The sequence below is a fragment of the Trinickia sp. NRRL B-1857 genome, from assembly GCF_050470685.1.
In the GTDB taxonomy this organism is placed as follows: Bacteria; Pseudomonadota; Gammaproteobacteria; order Burkholderiales; family Burkholderiaceae; genus Trinickia.
The window spans coordinates 2,416,153-2,433,192 of record NZ_JBFLUK010000011.1; the positions used below are offsets into that span (position 1 = coordinate 2,416,153).

General features: G+C 60.5%; 17 protein-coding genes. 10 read left to right on the forward strand and 7 right to left on the reverse strand.

The features are described 5' to 3' along the window. The first annotated feature begins 14 nt into the window (after window positions 1–14). Window positions 15–854, forward strand: a complete 840-nt coding sequence (locus tag AB1286_RS31170) for an AraC family transcriptional regulator (protein ID WP_430367044.1) — start codon at window positions 15–17, stop codon at window positions 852–854. A gap of 24 nt (window positions 855–878) precedes the next feature. Here the strand turns inward: AB1286_RS31170 and AB1286_RS31175 are convergent, their stop codons facing one another. Next, window positions 879–1,466 (reverse strand): LysE family translocator, encoded by a 588-nt coding sequence (locus AB1286_RS31175; protein WP_430367045.1) that lies wholly within the window; start codon window positions 1,464–1,466, stop codon window positions 879–881. A gap of 158 nt (window positions 1,467–1,624) precedes the next feature. Between AB1286_RS31175 and AB1286_RS31180 the strand changes: the two genes are divergently transcribed. The 7 genes from AB1286_RS31180 (at window position 1,625) to AB1286_RS31210 (ending at window position 8,629) form a co-directional block, all read left to right on the forward strand. Continuing rightward, a complete protein-coding gene (locus AB1286_RS31180; protein WP_430367046.1) occupies window positions 1,625–2,200 on the forward strand; it encodes a transglutaminase-like domain-containing protein in 576 nt (191 codons plus the stop codon). A gap of 158 nt (window positions 2,201–2,358) precedes the next feature. Next, on the forward strand, window positions 2,359–3,108 hold the full coding sequence (locus AB1286_RS31185; protein WP_430367047.1) for a sulfite exporter TauE/SafE family protein: 750 nt from the start codon (window positions 2,359–2,361) through the stop codon (window positions 3,106–3,108). Window positions 3,109–3,257: 149 nt separating this feature from the next. Then, window positions 3,258–4,469: a CaiB/BaiF CoA transferase family protein gene (locus tag AB1286_RS31190; RefSeq protein WP_430367048.1), complete on the forward strand. Its 1,212-nt coding sequence runs from the start codon at window positions 3,258–3,260 to the stop codon at window positions 4,467–4,469. A gap of 33 nt (window positions 4,470–4,502) precedes the next feature. Continuing rightward, window positions 4,503–5,963, forward strand: a complete 1,461-nt coding sequence (locus AB1286_RS31195; protein WP_430367049.1) for an MFS transporter — start codon at window positions 4,503–4,505, stop codon at window positions 5,961–5,963. 18 nt (window positions 5,964–5,981) lie between these two features. Continuing rightward, entirely contained in the window at window positions 5,982–6,818 is an 837-nt protein-coding gene (locus AB1286_RS31200) for a citryl-CoA lyase (RefSeq protein ID WP_430367050.1), read from the forward strand. Beyond that, window positions 6,815–7,723, forward strand: a complete 909-nt coding sequence (locus tag AB1286_RS31205) for an SMP-30/gluconolactonase/LRE family protein (RefSeq protein ID WP_430367051.1) — start codon at window positions 6,815–6,817, stop codon at window positions 7,721–7,723. Before AB1286_RS31200 ends, AB1286_RS31205 begins: the two co-directional genes overlap by 4 nt. A 108-nt stretch (window positions 7,724–7,831) precedes the next feature. Then, window positions 7,832–8,629, forward strand: a complete 798-nt coding sequence (locus tag AB1286_RS31210; protein ID WP_430367052.1) for an IclR family transcriptional regulator — start codon at window positions 7,832–7,834, stop codon at window positions 8,627–8,629. A gap of 40 nt (window positions 8,630–8,669) precedes the next feature. Here AB1286_RS31210 and AB1286_RS31215 read toward each other — a convergent pair whose 3' ends face one another. After that, window positions 8,670–9,095, reverse strand: coding sequence for a VOC family protein (locus tag AB1286_RS31215; protein ID WP_430367053.1), 426 nt, complete (start codon window positions 9,093–9,095; stop codon window positions 8,670–8,672). 133 nt (window positions 9,096–9,228) lie between these two features. Between AB1286_RS31215 and AB1286_RS31220 the strand changes: the two genes are divergently transcribed. Next, window positions 9,229–10,107, forward strand: coding sequence for a LysR family transcriptional regulator (locus AB1286_RS31220; protein WP_430367054.1), 879 nt, complete (start codon window positions 9,229–9,231; stop codon window positions 10,105–10,107). Window positions 10,108–10,242: 135 nt separating this feature from the next. Next, window positions 10,243–10,551, forward strand: a complete 309-nt coding sequence (locus tag AB1286_RS31225) for a DUF4148 domain-containing protein (RefSeq protein WP_430367055.1) — start codon at window positions 10,243–10,245, stop codon at window positions 10,549–10,551. Window positions 10,552–10,857: 306 nt separating this feature from the next. Here the strand turns inward: AB1286_RS31225 and AB1286_RS31230 are convergent, their stop codons facing one another. The 5 genes from AB1286_RS31230 to AB1286_RS31250 all read right to left on the reverse strand — a co-directional run bounded on the left by AB1286_RS31230 (window position 10,858) and on the right by AB1286_RS31250 (window position 17,039). After that, window positions 10,858–12,423: a methyl-accepting chemotaxis protein gene (locus AB1286_RS31230; RefSeq protein WP_430367056.1), complete on the reverse strand. Its 1,566-nt coding sequence runs from the start codon at window positions 12,421–12,423 to the stop codon at window positions 10,858–10,860. Between the two features lie 41 nt (window positions 12,424–12,464). After that, window positions 12,465–13,628, reverse strand: coding sequence for a porin (locus tag AB1286_RS31235; RefSeq protein WP_430367057.1), 1,164 nt, complete (start codon window positions 13,626–13,628; stop codon window positions 12,465–12,467). Window positions 13,629–13,724: 96 nt separating this feature from the next. Next, a complete protein-coding gene (gene gabD, locus AB1286_RS31240; protein ID WP_430367058.1) occupies window positions 13,725–15,185 on the reverse strand; it encodes an NADP-dependent succinate-semialdehyde dehydrogenase in 1,461 nt (486 codons plus the stop codon). 20 nt (window positions 15,186–15,205) lie between these two features. Further along, window positions 15,206–15,937, reverse strand: a complete 732-nt coding sequence (locus tag AB1286_RS31245) for a GntR family transcriptional regulator (protein ID WP_430367059.1) — start codon at window positions 15,935–15,937, stop codon at window positions 15,206–15,208. Window positions 15,938–15,947: 10 nt separating this feature from the next. Continuing rightward, window positions 15,948–17,039 (reverse strand): ABC transporter ATP-binding protein, encoded by a 1,092-nt coding sequence (locus AB1286_RS31250; protein WP_430367060.1) that lies wholly within the window; start codon window positions 17,037–17,039, stop codon window positions 15,948–15,950. Window position 17,040: the final 1 nt, after the last annotated feature.

Genomic DNA, 17,040 nt, shown 5'->3' on the forward strand with positions numbered 1-17,040 from the left:
GACCGGAGAACTTAATGGCCCTCGCGACCGTTTCACACAAGCCTGCATCGACGCACACGTTCTGGCGCGACGAGCGTCTTGCGTTCATCGAAGCGCGCCGTGTCGAAGATGGCCGCAAGGTCTGCTACGCCAGGCACGCACACGATTTCTTTTCGATCGGCGCGATCACGGCGGGCGAGAGCACCTATATCAACGGCACGGCGCACGAACGCGTGAGCGCCGGCACTGTCGTGCTCATCAATCCCGAAGATGTCCACGCCTGCAATCCCATCGAGGATCAGCCATGGTCGTACATCATGCTTTACGTCGATATGCATTGGCTTGCGGAAATCCAGCATGAGCTAGGGGACAATCCGAACCGGGTGTTCCGTCCGTTTCCGACGCATATGACGACTCGGCCCGATATATACGCGGGCCTGACCCACCTTCATAGGATTCTCATCGACGAGCAAACCGATGCAGTCGATAAGGAAAGCGCCGCTCGCGCCTTCTTCGCGCAAGTTCAATCGAAGTTGGGCGAGACGGAGCCGATGGAAATCGAACGGTCGAACCCGAAACTGTCCAAGGCGGCGGAATATATCCGAGCCAACTTCACGCGCTCGCTCAAGCTGGAGGAGGTCTGCGCGGCTGCCGATCTTTCGGCGTCGTATCTGATTCGCGCGTTCAAGGAACGATACGGGATGACGCCCCATGCTTATCTCGTCAATTGCCGCGTCGAGTACAGCCGGGCTCAACTCAAGCGGGGGCGCGCGATCGCCGATGTCGCCATCGAAGCCGGCTTTGCCGACCAAGCGCATCTGCAACGCGCCTTCCGTCAATTCACGGCCGCGACGCCTCGTCAGTATCGCGGCTAATCGACGTCGGGATTGGCGGGCCGACTACGCGCTGATCAAATAGATAGCGCTTCCTACGAGCAGCAAGGCCATCGCGCGATTGAACAGCCGCACTTGCTTGGCGACACGCAGATGGCGCTGCAACCGGGAGCCCGCATACGCCCAACAAGCGATCGATCCGTAGCAAATTACGAAATAGATGACGGCGAATTGCACGACCAACCGGCTATCTCCGTCTGCCGCATAGGCGCCCATACCGGCGAGCGCCGCCACCCACGCCTTCGGATTTAACCATTGCATAGCCGCGCCCGAGGTCAACGAAGGCCCTCTCGTCATACGTTGCGTTCCAAGCTGCCCGTCATCCGTCGCCAGCTTGTAGGCCATATAGAGCAGGAATAAGATGCCCGCCCATTGAATCGCTTTCGTGAAGAACGGCCACTGCGCGAGAAACGCGTGCAATCCTAATCCCGTCATCAACAGCAGCAGCGTGAAGCCGACCGTCGCCCCGGTTACGTGCCGCATCCCGGCGCGAAGCCCATACTGCGCGCCGGCGCCCAATGCAACGACGTTGACGGGACCCGGTGTGATCGACGCGGCAAGCGCGAACGCGCTCATCGAAAGTACATCACTCATCAATTGCCCTCGGTTTGCCTATCGGTAAATCATGGAGACCGAAGGTACAGCGCGGCCGAGCACCGGTATTGAAGGAAATTACCCTCGTGCGAACTCCAGCCGGCGCACGTGTGTATAGTCACGCGATCCCACAACCCTTCTTGATTAAGAGCCGACCTATGCATCGTTATCTCGCTCCGAGTCAGTACATCGACTTCGATGCGTCCGAAGTGCGGGCGGTCGCCGCAAGTCTGGCCGCTCGCTCGAATTCCGAAAACGAGCTGGTGCGTTCGTCTTTCGAATTCGTTAGAGACGAGATCCGGCATAGCTCGGACTTCAAACTCAATCCCGTCACCTGCAAGGCCTCCGACGTACTGAGGCACAAGACCGGTTACTGTTATGCGAAAAGTCACTTGCTGGCCGCGCTCCTTCGCGCCAACGGCGTGCCGGCGGGACTCTGCTATCAACGGCTGTCCGTCACGGGCAACGGGGCGCCGTACTGCTTACACGGCCTCAATGCCGTGTATTTGAAGGACATAGGGTGGTATCGCATCGACCCGAGAGGAAACAAGCCCGGCGTGGATGCGCAATTTCAACCGCCGAAAGAGGCGCTCGCCTTTCCGATCGCATCGCGCAGCGAGCGCGACCTTCCGGAGATCTGGGCAGAACCGTTGCCCGTGGTCGTACAAGTACTGGAATCGTTCGATACCTACGATCAGGTTTTAGCCAATCTTCCCGACGTCGAATTGATCTGATCGGCTTTAGACCCTACGAAGGCGGCCGCTGCAAAGAATGGCGCTGGCGAATGGCTTAGCGGCGGTTTTTGTTGGAACGATATAAGTATCATGGACCCTAAGCAGTTTTGCTCTGATCGAAAGCCGACAACCGATTGTCAAATTTTTCGTAGATCAAATTGCATAGCGAATTCGCCACCACGTTTCTCCTGCTCGCGCTCGGCCTGCTAACCGGCTTCATCGGGACCAACACCGGAGGAAGCGCATTTCTGACGGTCCCGATCATGATCTGGCTCGGCATCGCGCCGCAGTCGGCTATTGCCTCGGCGCGCGTCGCTTCGGTCGGCACGATGTTGGCGGGGGCACGCGAGTTTCATCGGCAAGGCAAGGTGGACTACAAGCTTGCGGCGCCCGCGGCACTCCTCGGACTCGTCGGGTCCGTTTGCGGGGCAGCCGTGCTACTCAAGATCGATGCCTCTGCGTTGCATAAGATGATCGGTGTTCTTACGTTGCTGATGGTGTTTTTATCGCTCGTCAAGAAGCCGAAACCGCATCATGAACCGATCTCGAAAGGACGCGCCGCGCTCGGATACGGCTTATTTACCCTCATCGGTATGGTGGGCGGCTTTTTCGGCGGTCAGGCGAAGCTTGCGACGTATGTATTCATCTTGATCTTCAACAAGACCGTCAGCGAATCAGTCGGCACGCGAAAAATCAGCGGGCTCGTCATCTCACTCGGCTCCCTTGCCGTTTATGGATTCAGCCAGATCATCAACTGGCGGTTCGGCCTTTCCCTTGTCATCGGCACGTTGATCGGGTCCTCAGCGGGCGCACGATACGCACTCAAAAAGGGCGATCAGTGGATGGAGCGACTGCTGAACGTTATTGTCGTGCTGCTGGCCTTACGTCTGCTTCTCTTGCCGGCATAGCGCGAACGGCAGTCGCCCCTCTTGCGTACGTCCCTCCCCCTCCTCGGGTAATCCCGAATTCCAACTAAGTGACGCCTCGACCTAGCATTGCCTCGCTACATTTATAGAACGACGTTCTGTTACACAGAACGTCTCGCAATGAGATTGCCATGAGCGCACTTCCTCTGACCGGCATCCGCGTCTTGGACTTGTCCAACGTGTTGTCCGGTCCGTTTTGCACGTATCAACTCGCCCTGCTCGGCGCGGACGTCCTCAAGATCGAGAACCCTGACGGCGGCGATCTTGCGCGCCGCCTAGGAGCCGATCCCCAGGCATCGGCCCGCAACATGGGCGCATCGTTCGTCGCGGTCAACGCCGGCAAGAAATCGATGACGCTCAACCTCAAGCACGACGCCGGGAAAGAAATCCTGCGCAGCCTCGTGCGGGACGCCGACGTGCTGGTCGAAAACTTCCGCCCAGGCGTGATGGAGCGCCTCGGGCTCGCGGCGCCGTCCCTGCTCGCCCTCAATCCGCGCCTGGTCTATTGCGCCATTTCGGGTTTCGGCAACGACGGTCCTCTCTCGCAGCGGCCGGCCTACGACCAAATCATTCAGGGCATGTCAGGCGCCATGAGCGTCACGGGCGGTGTCGAAACCGCGCCGCTGCGCGTCGGCTACCCCGTGGCCGATACGGTCGGCGGCATGAGCGCGGCGTTGGCCATTTGCGCGGCCGTACTCGCCGCGCAACGCACCGGTGAAGGACGGATCGTCGACGTCTCGATGCTCGAAGCGACGATGTCGACGATGGGTTGGGTGGTGTCGAACTATCTCAACGCGGGCGTCGAGCCCACGCCCATGGGCAATGAGAATTTCACCGCGGCACCTTCCGGCACGTTCATCTGCGGCGAAGGCATGCTCAACATCGCGGCGAACGAAACGAAGCAATTCGCGGCGCTGTGCGACGTCATCGGCCGCCCCGAGCTTGCGTCCGACGAGCGATTTCGCGAACGAGAACCACGCAAGCGGCATCGAATCGAGCTGAAGCACGAGATCGAAATCGCGCTCCAAGCTCACAGCGCAGCGCATTGGGAACCGCTACTCGTCGCGGCCGGTGTGCCGGCAGGGTTGGTGCTAACCGTGCCGGAAGCGATCGCCCAGCCGCAGATCGCGGGTCGCGCGTTCGTTCACGAATTTAAAGACGGCGAGCACGTTCAACGTGTCACGCGCGCAGGTTTTCGAATGATCGACGCCAGTGGCGACGCATCGTCCGGCCGTCCTTCGATGCGTGCACCGCACTTGTCCGAGCACACGCAAACGCAACTTGAACGGCTCGGCTTCGATGAGCAAGCGATCGGCCGGCTAAGAGACGACAGGACGATCTAACGTCCCGCACAAAGCATTCAATTGGAGGAAGACATGAAACCCACACTCGCCGCCGACGCCATTTCATCGCCGCCCAGAGAATCGGTTCAAGCGAAGCCCACCGTCGCCGAGCACGATCTCGTCGCCCGGGCCATCGTCGCCCGACTCGATCGGCTACCCGCGACCCGCTATGTCTGGACGATCGTGTTCTTGCTGTCGCTCGGCGGATGCTTCGAGTTCTACGACCTGTTTATGACGGGGTATATCGCGCCGGGACTCATCGCAAGCGGGCTGTTTGCCAAGGCATCCACCTCGATCTTCGCGATGAACAGCATCGCTGCCTTTGTGGCGGCCACGTTCACCGGGTTATTTATCGGCACGTTGGGGCTCGGCTTCTTGGCCGATCGTTTCGGGCGGCGCCGCATTTTCGTCGTGGCCTTGCTCGCCTATACCGCGGCGAGCGTCCTGATGGCGCTCCAACACAGCGCGCTCGGCGTTAACGTCTGCCGCTTGCTCGCCGGCATTGGGCTCGGCGTCGAGATGGTGACGATCAACACCTATGTGGCGGAACTCATGCCGAAGAATTTGCGAGGCCGCGCTTTTGCGATTACGCAAATCGTGCCCTATTGCGCAGTACCGATCGTTGCGCTCATGTCGTGGTGGCTCGTACCGCAGCACCCCTTCGGCATCGACGGTTGGCGCTGGGTCGTGCTCGCCAGCGCCACGGGGGCGGCCCTCGTTTGGTTGATCCGCTTGGGCATTCCCGAAAGCCCGCGCTGGCTCGTTGCACAAGGGCGGCTGGATGAGGCGCAGCGCGTGACGCAACGCGTCGAGCAAATCGTTGAGCGTCAATATGGACTCGCATTGCCCGAACCGGCCTTTCGCGAGCACGCGGCCCCGACGACCGAGCGGCGCTTCGGCGACATCTTCAAAGCGCCCTATCTGAACCGCACGTTCATGTTGTCGCTGTTCAATGCGGCACAAGTCATCGGCTTTTACGGATTCAGCAATTGGGTGCCGTCTCTACTGAGCAGCAAAGGGTTCGGCCTCGTTCATAGTTTGCAGTATTCGTTTTTGATGTCGATCGCGTTACCGCTAGGGCCAGCCCTGTTCTTCCGCTTCGCGGATAAGGTCGAGCGCAAATGGAGTCTCGTGGGATCGTCGGGCGCCGTTGCCGTCTTTGGCCTCACGCTCGCGAATCAAACGGGCGCGGCCGGGCTCATCACATTCGGCTTTTGCATGAACCTTGCGCTGACGGTCATGAGCTATTCGTTCCAGACGTATCAGTCGGAGCTGTATCCGACGGAGATTCGCGCCCGCGCCATCGGGTTCGTCTATTCATGGAGTCGGCTTAGCGCGATTTTCTCGGGATTCGTCGTCGCGTTTTTCCTGCGCGACTTCGGCGCCACGGGCGTCTTTTACATGATCACGGGTTGCATGGTGTTCGTGATGCTGTTGATCGGTGTGATGGGCCCGGCGACAAAAGGGCTCGCGCTCGAACAGATCAATCGTTGACCGCAAAGGATCAAGTTTATGGCTCAGACGCAAGACTTCGAAGCACTCACCGCCGATTATTGGAGCACCTCGATCATCGACATTCATCCGGGGTCGATCCGCGTACGGGGGTACCCCATTCAGCAGCTGATCGGCACCATCGGCTTCCCACAAATGATCTGGTTGATGCTGCGCGGCGAGTTGCCCTCGACGGGTCAAGCGCGCTTACTGGAGGCCGCGCTCGTCGCTTCCGTCGATCATGGCCCACATGCGCCGTCGATCGCCATTTCGCGCATGGCCGTGAGTTGCGGCCTGCCTTTGAACGGTGCAATGGCTTCGGCGTTGAACACGCTCGATGACGTTCACGGCGGCGCAGGCCAACAAGCGGTCGAACTCTTTCACGCGATCGAGGCGGCCCACACTTCGGAGGCTACGCTCGAGCAAGCCGTCGAGCACTCGGTCGATGCGTTCGTGGACGCGCACGGCAAATACCTACCCGGCTTCGGCCATCGCTTCCATCCCGTCGATCCTCGCGCGGGCCGGCTGCTCGCGATGGTCGACGAAGCGGCCGAGGCGGGTATCGTCCCCGGTCGCTATGTCGCCATCGCGCGGCAGATCGAGGCCTTATTGGCAGCACGCAAAGGCCGCCCTATTCCCATGAATATCGACGGGGCAACAGCGGTGATCTACGCCGAACTCGGCTTCGAACCTGAATTGGCAAGAGGCGTGTTCTGCCTCTCGCGCGCGGTGGGCATCTTGGCACACGCATGGGAGCAACGCGGGCGCGCCGAGCGCAACAAAGGCCCAATGCCGCGACAGATGCCGTATCGATATACGGGCGAGGCCGAGCGTCGGTATGCAGGAGACAATGAATGAGCTGGTACCCAACGCCCACTACTATGCGGACGAGCGTTCATACCGCGATGCCCGATGCGCTACGCAAGCACGGCGTCGTCACGGATTGGTCGCGTGCGAATAAAGGCGGCGCAGCCATCGACTGCTTTATCGAAGGCCCTTGTTTCGACGCGGACGGCAATCTCTACATCGTGGATATTCCGCACGGCCGCATCTTCCAAATCGCTCCGGACCTCGAATGGCGCGTGCTCGCACAGTATGACGGGGAGCCGAACGGCCTTGCCTGGCATCCCGAACATCGGCTCGTCATTGCCGACTACAAGAACGGCTTGATGAAGCTCGACCCCGCGCAAGGCGAGGTGAAACCGCTACTTGCACGGCGCAATAGTGAACGGTTTAAAGGCGTCAACGACCTCATCGTGGCGCGCAACGGCGACATCTATTTCACCGATCAGGGTCAAACGGGCCTGCACGACCCGACGGGCCGCGTTTTTCGCCTAAGTACCGCGGGCAGGCTCGATTGCCTCATCGCGAACGGCCCGAGTCCGAACGGTCTCGTCCTGGATGCCGAGGAGAAGGTGCTTTTTGTAGCGATGACGCGGGACAACTCGGTCTGGCGCTTGCCGTTGCTCACAGACGGAAGCACCAGCAAGGTGGGACGTTTCGCGCAGTTCTACGGAATCAGCGGTCCCGATGGTTTGACCATGGATGCGGACGGTAACGTGTTCGTCGCCCATGCGTCGCTCGGCGCGGTGTTCGTCCTCAATCCACACGGGGAAGGCATTGCGAAGATCGCCTCGTGCGCAGGCCGAACGATCACCAACGTCACGTTCGGGGGACCGGGAGGACAAACGCTGTTCATCACCGACTCAAGTACGGGATCGATATTGCGCTGCGATTGGGGCAGCCCGGACATCGCGTTGTAGAATGGCGCTCCGCGTGGCGTAACGCTACGGCCGGTGCGTTAGGAGACCGGCCTATCGGTAGCGATCCGCCCGGTTCTCTTCGCGCCGTTATCGATCGTCCCACCATCCATGGCTGCTTCTTCGAATCGCCCATCTACGCACGCCGAGGGCTCGGCTGCGCCGTCCACCGCGCCTGACGGCGTTGCCGCATTGGATCGGGCCTTTGCCATTCTGTTCGCGTTTCGACCTGACGATAAAGGGCTATCGCTCGCCGAGTTGGCCTCGCGCACAGGGCTTTATAAAAGCACCATCTTGCGATTGCTGGCATCGCTGATCCACCATCGCATGGTGCTGCGATCCGACGATGGCCGGTATTTGGTCGGCCCGGCAGCACTGCAATTGGGCGCGCTTTATCAGCGTGGCCTACAACTCGGCGACGTGGTTTTGCCTTTGATGCGTGCGCTTCGCGACGAATGCGGAGAAAGCGTTTCGTTTTACGTCAGGCAGCAAAACCTTCGTGTATGCCTGCATCGCGTGGATTCGACCCATGCGATTCGAGATCACGTACGCGAGGGCGACGTCTTGCCGATGGACAAAGGCTCGGGCGGCCGCGTACTCACGGCGTTCGACGGCGCCCGAGGCCAGATGTACGAAACGATAAGGCGGGACGGCTATTACATTTCCATCGGCGAGCGAGACGCGGAAACCGCGGGAATTTCGACGCCGGTCTTCGCGGCGGGCCAGCCGCTCGCCGGCGTATTGACGCTTGCCGGGCCGCGCTCGCGCGTCGACGAAACGCTGTTGCGCAAGATGCGCAAGCCGATGGTGGAAGCGGCGATTCGCGCGAGCGAATTGCTCGGCGGCGACGCGGCCCCACTGCGCGCCTCCCTCGGTTTGCTCGATGCAAGCCCAAAGAAAGCGCGATAGATCGTCGTCATCGTTTTACGCCGCGTTCACCTGCCTACACTCACTTCGCGAACAACATATCGAGGTTCGCGAACGCTTTGAATTCGAGCGCGTTGCCGCTGGGGTCCAAGAAAAACATCGTGGCTTGCTCGCCGGGCTCCCCTTTGAAGCGAATGTACGGTTCGATCACGAACTGAACGCCGGCCGCTTTCAATCTCTCCGCCAGTGCAGTCCATTGGGGGATCGTAAGAATCGCGCCGAAATGGCGCACGGGCACCCCGTGCCCATCGACCGCATTCGTGCTGCTCACCCCCGTTTCGTCCGGTGCCAAGTGCGCGACGATCTGATGCCCATAGAGATTGAAATCGACCCACTCGGGCGCGCTTCGGCCTTCGGGGCACCCCAGTAACTCGCCGTAGAACGCACGGGCGGCTTCGATACTGTGGACCGGAAACGCGATATGGAAGGGCAGCAACGGAGTATTCATGGCGGCAAGTATCGATCAATTGAGTGACGGATGTGCTTCGTCGAGCGGCTAGGGAAGATGTTATACATAATGAAATTGGATGGATAACGATATGTTTTCCGTCTCAGCACCTTTTTTTTTGATCGATCGAATCATGCTGAGAGAACTCAAGACGTTCCTCGCCGTCGTCCATCACGGCACCTTCGCCCGCGCGGGCGCACACACGGGACTAACCCAATCGGCGGTAAGCGCACAGATCCACCGTCTGGAAGACGAGCTCGGGTTCGCGCTCTTCGATCGCACGGGGCGTTCCGCCACGCTCAACGCAGCGGGGAAACGCACGGTCGAGATCGCGCAAGAAATGCTCGCGGTCTATGCACGCCTTGCGACGCAAGATGCGACGAACGAGAGCGCCGGGCTCTTGCGAATCGGTGCGATCGGATCGGTCCAAAGCGCGTTGCTCGTCGGCGCCATTCAGGCGTTCCGCACCACGTCGCCCGGTTGGCGCATCCGCGTAACGCCGGGTGTTTCATTGAATCTCCTGGCGCAGGTCGATTCGGGCGAGCTCGATCTCGCGGTCATCATCAAGCCGCCTTTCGCTTTACCGCCCGAATTGAAGTGGCACTTGCTCGTCAGCGAACCGTTCGTTCTTTTGGTGCCGCGCAAGCTTGCCAAAGAACCGTGGCGCGAATTGCTGACACGCGAGCCCCTGATCCGCTACGACCGCAACTCGTTCGGCGGCCGGCTCGTGGACCGCTTCTTGAAACGCAAACGGATAAGCGCCGACGACGTAGTCGAGTCGGATGAGTTACAAGGGATCGTTGCGCTCGTGGCGGCCGGGGTAGGCGTTGCAATCGTTCCGCAGGCCGCGACGCTGCATATCCCGGCGAGCGTCAAAACGCTAAACCTTGGCGACGACACGTTCTATCGCGAGGTCGGAATCGTCGAGCGCACCACGCCGCCACGACAAAGCGCGGCTGAGCAATTCGTGGCTTGCCTGCGGGCCGCGCCAGCTTCATTGCCGGGATTATGAACAAAATCGCAACGATGAGTTATCAAACTAGGTATTAACCCTAGGGCCTCCAGTCACTACACTTCAGTCATCGGTTCACGCAACGAACACGATGCAACTAGCAAGTACGACAAACAAATCTTGGAGGTAGTAATCATGAAATCGCTCATTCAATCCGTCGTTATCGCCGCCGCTCTTGCCGCTCCGGTCGCTGTTTTCGCTCAATCGAACGCACCGCTGACGCGCGACCAAGTGAAGGCCGAACTGATTCAATATAAGCAAGCGGGCGGACGCACGAATTTCAGCAACGACCCGTACTACCCGGAAGACGCGCAGCTGGCCCAAGCGCGCGTTAATGCCCAAAACGGCAACAATCAAGGGGTAGGCGGTGTGCAAGCCGGTTCGTCGGCTTCGGGTGCGCCGGCAAAAGCCGATGGTGTGAAGCCGCTGTTCTTCGGCCAATAATCTAGATCGACGAATCCCGGCCGCGGACGCCCGAGAGGCGCCGGCCGGCGTAAAACAGCTTCGCTGATTCGAATCGAAGTCGGCTTGCATCGCAGTTGCGAGGGCAAGCCGTTCTCGCATCGATACCTCCGCCGCCGTACATCGGCGGTTTCGCCTGGCCCTCTACTCGGCCGGGCGTTTTTTCCCCAATAGTTCCTTTCGAATCGAGACGCCCGCTCGACCGCGCTTCGCCTGTTCCATGGCTTGCGCGATGATCGCGGCCAGGTACAGACGGGTTATCGTGCGTTGCAAGCGAGGGGCGCCGAGTTACGCCAAAGCCGCCGTCCGCTTAAATACCGCTACGGCCGTCTTCAACTTGCCGGCCTGTTGCTCGAGCGACTGCGCTGCGGCAGACGCTTGCTCGACCAGCGCCGCGTTTTGCTGGGTCACTGTGTCCATTTGGCTGACCGCCATACCGACTTGCTCGATCCCCTGCGTCTGCTCTTGCGATGCTGCGGCAATTTCCGCGACGATGTCCGACACCTGCTTGATCGCTGTTTTGACCTCTGCCATCGTGTTGCCAACCTCGTCCGCCTGCTTTTCACCGCCTTGAATGATCGCGACGGACGAAGCGATCAACGCCCTAATCTCTTTCGCGGCCGTTGCGCATCGTTGCGCAAGACCGCGGACCTCGCCGGCCACGACAGCGAATCCACGTCCTTGCTCGCCTGCGCGAGCGGCCTCGACGGCAGCGTTCAGCGCAAGAATGTTCGTCTGGAACGCGATGCCCTCGATCACCCCAGTGATTTCGGAAATTTGACGTGAACTGCCGCTGATCCGGCCGATCGTCTGAACCATCCCGCCTACCGCTTCATTTCCCGCATCGGCCATCGTGAACGCGCGCGCCGCAAGCTCGTTCGCTCGCAACGCGTTGTCCGAGTTCTGCCTGACGGTTTGGGTCAACTCCGTCATACTCGCCGCGGTTTCCTCGAGCGAACTGGCCTGCTGTTCGGTACGCGATGACAGATCGCAATTACCGGCCGCGATCTCGCTCGATGCGGTGGCGATGTGGTCCGTACTATCTCTGACTTGCCCGACGATTTCCGCGAGACTTTGAATCATCGTATTCAGGCTTCGGATCAAGACACCGGTCTCGTCCGTCGACACGGCTTCGACGCGCGTCGTCAGATCGCCAGCGGCCACTCGCTCCGCCAGCGTCACCGCGTGCCTCAACGGTCGCGATACTGCTCGCGCAAGCCAACTTCCGGCAAGGACGGCCGCCAACACGGCAAGCAACGAACTCACGCCAATCGTCGCGTATATTCGGGTGCGCAACGATGCGAGGTTACCTCGGGCCTGGTTCACCCGGTCCCGCTCGTAACCGTCGAGTTCGTCGAGCGCCGCGATCAGCTTTTCCGTGCCGAGGTAGGAGCCGAAGCCTTCGGTCATTTGCGACAAATCACTGATATTCACGGAAAAGGCATCCACCTTCTTTCGCATGGCCACCAGCGGATCGACCACCGTCCGGCGCCATGCATCGTATTGCGCCTGGCATGCGTCGGCCAATCGAGCCCCGGCCTGACTGCCGTCCGCCGCCCGCAACGCAGACAGTCTTGTCCCGAAGTCACCGCCGTGTTTTGCGATCCATTCTCTATGCCCGGGATTGCCGTCCAAGTTGTTTGCCAATACGGCCCGGACGATGTTGAGATAGTCCGCCGTTCCATCCTTGAGCAGCAGCAGCGCCTGCTCCGACTGTGCGATGTCCTTCTGCTTCGCGTCGAGTGCGCGAACGCTGAAGATACAAATGCCCGCGCTCACCGCGAAGACAGCAATGACGCTCGCAAACGCGAGCCCGATCTTGCCGGCGATCGATAAATCCCGAATGGTCTTCATTATTCTTTACGTTGGTCGGTGAGCGGCGGGCGGCGCCGTTTTTAGAACTGATGCAGCATGCCGAGACGGAACATCAGTTGCCGCTTGGTCGTCGACGCATCGCCGATCGAAAAGTCGAAGATGTCAGCCTGCTTGGCATCCCCTGCTGCCTGCTGCACCCCGGCCATCGCATAGAACGACGTGCGCTTGGACAGCGCATAACTACCCATCAGCGAAACCTGGTGGTATTTGGGCTTCGCTCCGTTGTAATCCACCTTGCCGTCGGTATAGGCGTAAGCGGCACCCAGCGTCGTCGCCGGCGTAACTTTGTACTGCCCCCACACTTCATAGTTGCTGAACGTGACGGAACTCGTCGTGCCGTTCGCATCGTCGAACTTGGTGTTGGTGTAGTCGAAGCCGGCCGTCGCCGCGCCGAATGCGTAGTCCGCGCCGATCCCCATGATGCGTTCGCTATGAGGATTGCCGACATAGCTGAACGGCCCGCTAGCGCCGATCGCACCACCCGTCGTATTTCCGATGAAGTCGCCGTCCGTGAAGATGCTGGCCGGATTCTTCGCATAAAAATACGCCGCACCGGCATTGAATCCGCCGTGCGAGTAGGCGGTGCCCAAGCTCCACATGCCGGTCGTGCCCGAGCCGGCGGCATTGGAATTCGTGAACGAATACATGCCGCCGAACGTGAAGCCGCCGATGGAGGGGCTAGCGTACTTGACGGAGTTGTCCACGCGGAAAGAGTTGTCCGTGTTGTCGATATCGCCGCCGCGCACGAACGGGCCGCCGAATTGACCCACGGCCGTCACCGGCTGAACGTAGTCGACGACGGAATCGTATTGGCGCCCGAAGGTCACCGTACCCATGTCCTTTTTCGACAGCCCGACATACGCTTGCCGGCCGAATTCCCTGCCGCCCTGGCGCATTTGACCGTTTTCTAAACTAAAACCTGCTTCCAGCTTGAAGATCGCGCTCAGACCATTGCCGAGATCCTCGCTGCCCTTCAACCCCCAACGGCTGCCGTACATGCCGTCGTAGGTGCCGTCTCGCATTCTCCAAAGCGAATGGCCACCGCTGTTGTTGACGTAGTCGATACCTTCGTCGATGACGCCGTACAACGTGACCGACGATTGCGCGGCTGCAATGCCGGGAAGCAAGCATCCGGCGCATACACCGCTTAGGACAACTAATTTATTCATACGGTTGATTTTCATGCAAGTCTCCACGTCCTCTATGAGTATTTTTCCTTCAACTGCCCACGCCACTGCAAAAATCCACCCACTGTATCCACACCGCGCACGCCTAGGCTGTCACACGGCGACACACAAATACTTGATCACGACATAGTCGTCGATGCCGTAGTGCGAGCCTTCCCTCCCTAGTCCCGACTGCTTGACGCCGCCGAACGGCGCAACTTCGTTTGAAATTAGTCCGGTATTGATGCCGACCATGCCGTATTCGAGTGCTTCGGCCACACGCCAGACTCGGCCGACGTCGCGGCTATAAAAATAGGCGGCAAGGCCGAATTCGGTATCGTTGGCAAGGCGTACGACTTCATCGTCCGACGAAAACCGAAACAGCGGCGCGAGCGGACCGAACGTCTCCTCTTTCGACACACACATGTCCGGCGTCACGTTTGCCAGCACGGTCGGCTCGAAGAACCCGCGGCCCAACGCATGACGTTTTCCACCCGTCACGAGCGAGGCGCCTTTGCTCAAGGCATCCGCAATGTGCGACTCGACCTTCTTGACCGCCGTCTCGTCGATCAGCGGCCCCAATACCACACCGCTTTCGGTGCCGTTCCCGACTTTGAGCCGCGCCACCGCCGCAGCCAGCTTCTGGGCGAACGCGTCATAGACGCGCTCATGCACGAAGAAGCGATTGGTGCACACGCATGTCTGGCCGTTGTTGCGGTATTTCGAAGCGATCGCACCCTCGACCGCGGCGTCGAGATCGGCATCGTCGAATACGATGAACGGTGCATTCCCCCCGAGCTCGAGCGTCACTTTCTTGACGGTCGATGCACTTTGCGCCATCAGCCGCCGCCCCACCGCGGTCGAACCGGTAAACGAGAGCTTTCGCACAATCGGGTTGCGCGTCATCTCCGCGCCGATCGCTTTCGGATCCCCTGTGACGATGCTCAACACGCCTTTTGGGACACCCGCACGCTCCGCCAGCACCGCCATGGCAAGCGCGGAAAACGGCGTCGCCTCCGCCGGCTTGACCACGATCGGGCATCCCGCCGCCAATGCGGGCCCCACCTTGCGCGTAATCATCGCAGCGGGAAAATTCCACGGCGTGATCGCGGCACATACGCCGATCGGCTCTTTCAACACCACGATGCGCTTGTCGGCCGCGGGCGTGGGGAGTGTGTCGCCAGCCACGCGCTTTCCTTCCTCGGCAAACCATTCGAGAAACGAGGCGGCATAGGCGATCTCGCCCTTGGCCTCCGCAAGCGGCTTGCCTTGTTCGGTCGTGAGGATCAAGGCGAGGTCGTCGCTGTTCTCGAGCATCAACTCGTACCAGCGGCGCATGATGGCGGCGCGCTCCTTTGCCGTTTTCTTGCGCCATGCGGGCCACGCGGCGTTGGCTGCGTCAATGGCTCGTGCGGTTTCGGCCTCGCCCATGTTCGGCACACTCCCGAGCGACTGCCCCGTGGCCGGATCGAAAACATCGAACGTCGCGCCCGACCGCGCGCCTTGCCATTCGCCATCGATAAAAGCCTGATGCCGCCATAGCGACGGATCCTTCAATCTGTGCTCGAACGCCATGAGAGTCCTTAAAGATAAAGTCAGAACGCGTTGCAGCCGGCCGATTCGCGTCGTTCGCTCGACACCTGCTGGTCGCGATTGAGTTCCAAGAGTCGCGCGGCGATCGCCGCCACCCGTGAGACGTGCGCCGTCGCGGCGTCACGAGCGCGACGCGGGTCGTGACAACGAATCGCATCGAGGATCAGGTTCATCTCCGCGACGGCTTGACGCCCACGATCGTCCGACGCGATCGTCATGGCCCGCAATCGATTGATGCGGGCATTCAAGGTGCGGACGATTTCCAAAGCGACTTTCCTGCCACCACCGTGGAACATCTCTTCGTAAAACGTCGTCGTCAACTCGCGAACCTGCTGATGGTCGTGCCCGCCGAATGCGCGCTCGATGCTCGCCACGCAATCGGCAAGACGAGCCACCACGGCAGCATCCGCGTATTGCGCACACGCCATCGCGGCATCGCCCTCCAGCAGCGCGCGTATTTCATAGATCTGCGCCGCAGTATCCGAATCGATCACCGCGACGATCGGCCCTTGGTTCGGGATAGAATCGACGAGCCCCTCCGCTTCCAGATGCCGCAATACCTCACGGACGACGGTTCGGCTCACACCGAGCCCCTCGCACAACGAGCGCTCGACGAGCCGTTCCCCCGGCTGAAAATGCGCCTCGAGAATGGCCGTCCGCATCTTCTCCAGAGCGAGTTCACGCAGCGTCGTCGTTCGGCGCTCGACTTTCAAAGAAGGCAGTGCATCACTCATATCGATCTCGTCATGCGGCCGCGAACAACCGGACGTCCCGTGCGTCCCACTCGACCAATGCTTGCGTGCCGATGGTCAGCCCGCTGTCATGACGGTACGCCGCCGGCATCCGAATCGAAATCTCCTGCTGCCAAGGCGTGGCAACCGCATAATGCAGCGCATCGCCGAGATACGTGATATCGCGCACCGTCACCGGCAACCCCGCTTCGCCGTTCGCGCTTTGCACCGCACGAATACGCATTTGCTCGGGGCGGATCATGAGGGCGCCGTCCTCGCCGGAGCGCAATACCGGGGCGTGCCCTGCCGCCGCCACCGCGTGACCGTTCGGAAACACGCCGCTCATCCCCTTGTCGCTATTCGAGGTGACCTTCACCGGCAGAAAGTTCGAATTGCCGATGAAGCTCGCAACGAACCGCGAGGCCGGATTGGCATACAGTTCCTCGCCCGTGCCGACTTGCTCGATGCCCCCTTTGTTGAAGACCGCGATGCGGTCCGATAGACGCAATGCCTCTTCCTGATCGTGCGTCACGTAGAGAATCGTCACGCCCGTCTCCTGGTGGATACGGCGCAGTTCGAGTTGAATTTCCTCGCGCAGTTTTTTGTCGAGTGCGGAGAGCGGCTCGTCCATCAGCAAAACCGGTGGATCGTAGGCCAGCGCACGCGCGATCGCAACGCGCTGCTGTTGACCGCCGGACAATTGCGCCGGCATCCGATCGCGGCAGTCGGCCAAATGCACGAGCTTGAGCATTTGCTCGACCTTCGCTTGTACTTCACGATCCGGGCGCCGGCGTACGCGCAACGGGAACGCGACGTTCTCGCCCACCGTCAGGTGCGGAAACAAGGTGTAGCGCTGAAACACCATGCCGATGTTGCGCTTGTTCGGTGCCACCGACAGCAACGGTTTGCCATCCAACAGGACACGCCCTTCGGTCGGCTCCTGGAAGCCGGCGACGATATAGAGCGTCGTACTCTTGCCCGAGCCCGACGGGCCGAGAAACGTCATGAATTCGCCCTTGCGCACGTCCAACGACACCTGATCGATCGCGACCACGTCGTCGTACGTCTTGCGCAAGCGCTGAATTTGCAGGAATGCAGCAGTCATG

Bases quoted from the DNA above. Each gene is read 5' to 3' on its own strand.
- AB1286_RS31170 (WP_430367044.1), top strand. From the start codon at position 15: ATGGCCCTCGCGACCGTTTCACACAAGCCTGCATCGACGCACACGTTC.
- AB1286_RS31175 (WP_430367045.1), bottom strand. From the start codon at position 1,466: ATGAGTGATGTACTTTCGATGAGCGCGTTCGCGCTTGCCGCGTCGATC.
- AB1286_RS31180 (WP_430367046.1), top strand. From the start codon at position 1,625: ATGCATCGTTATCTCGCTCCGAGTCAGTACATCGACTTCGATGCGTCC.
- AB1286_RS31190 (WP_430367048.1), top strand. From the start codon at position 3,258: ATGAGCGCACTTCCTCTGACCGGCATCCGCGTCTTGGACTTGTCCAAC.
- AB1286_RS31195 (WP_430367049.1), top strand. From the start codon at position 4,503: ATGAAACCCACACTCGCCGCCGACGCCATTTCATCGCCGCCCAGAGAA.
- AB1286_RS31200 (WP_430367050.1), top strand. From the start codon at position 5,982: ATGGCTCAGACGCAAGACTTCGAAGCACTCACCGCCGATTATTGGAGC.
- AB1286_RS31205 (WP_430367051.1), top strand. From the start codon at position 6,815: ATGAGCTGGTACCCAACGCCCACTACTATGCGGACGAGCGTTCATACC.
- AB1286_RS31210 (WP_430367052.1), top strand. From the start codon at position 7,832: ATGGCTGCTTCTTCGAATCGCCCATCTACGCACGCCGAGGGCTCGGCT.
- AB1286_RS31215 (WP_430367053.1), bottom strand. From the start codon at position 9,095: ATGAATACTCCGTTGCTGCCCTTCCATATCGCGTTTCCGGTCCACAGT.
- AB1286_RS31220 (WP_430367054.1), top strand. From the start codon at position 9,229: ATGCTGAGAGAACTCAAGACGTTCCTCGCCGTCGTCCATCACGGCACC.
- AB1286_RS31225 (WP_430367055.1), top strand. From the start codon at position 10,243: ATGAAATCGCTCATTCAATCCGTCGTTATCGCCGCCGCTCTTGCCGCT.
- AB1286_RS31230 (WP_430367056.1), bottom strand. From the start codon at position 12,423: ATGAAGACCATTCGGGATTTATCGATCGCCGGCAAGATCGGGCTCGCG.
- AB1286_RS31235 (WP_430367057.1), bottom strand. From the start codon at position 13,628: ATGAAAATCAACCGTATGAATAAATTAGTTGTCCTAAGCGGTGTATGC.
- gabD (WP_430367058.1), bottom strand. From the start codon at position 15,185: ATGGCGTTCGAGCACAGATTGAAGGATCCGTCGCTATGGCGGCATCAG.
- AB1286_RS31245 (WP_430367059.1), bottom strand. From the start codon at position 15,937: ATGAGTGATGCACTGCCTTCTTTGAAAGTCGAGCGCCGAACGACGACG.
- AB1286_RS31250 (WP_430367060.1), bottom strand. From the start codon at position 17,039: ATGACTGCTGCATTCCTGCAAATTCAGCGCTTGCGCAAGACGTACGAC.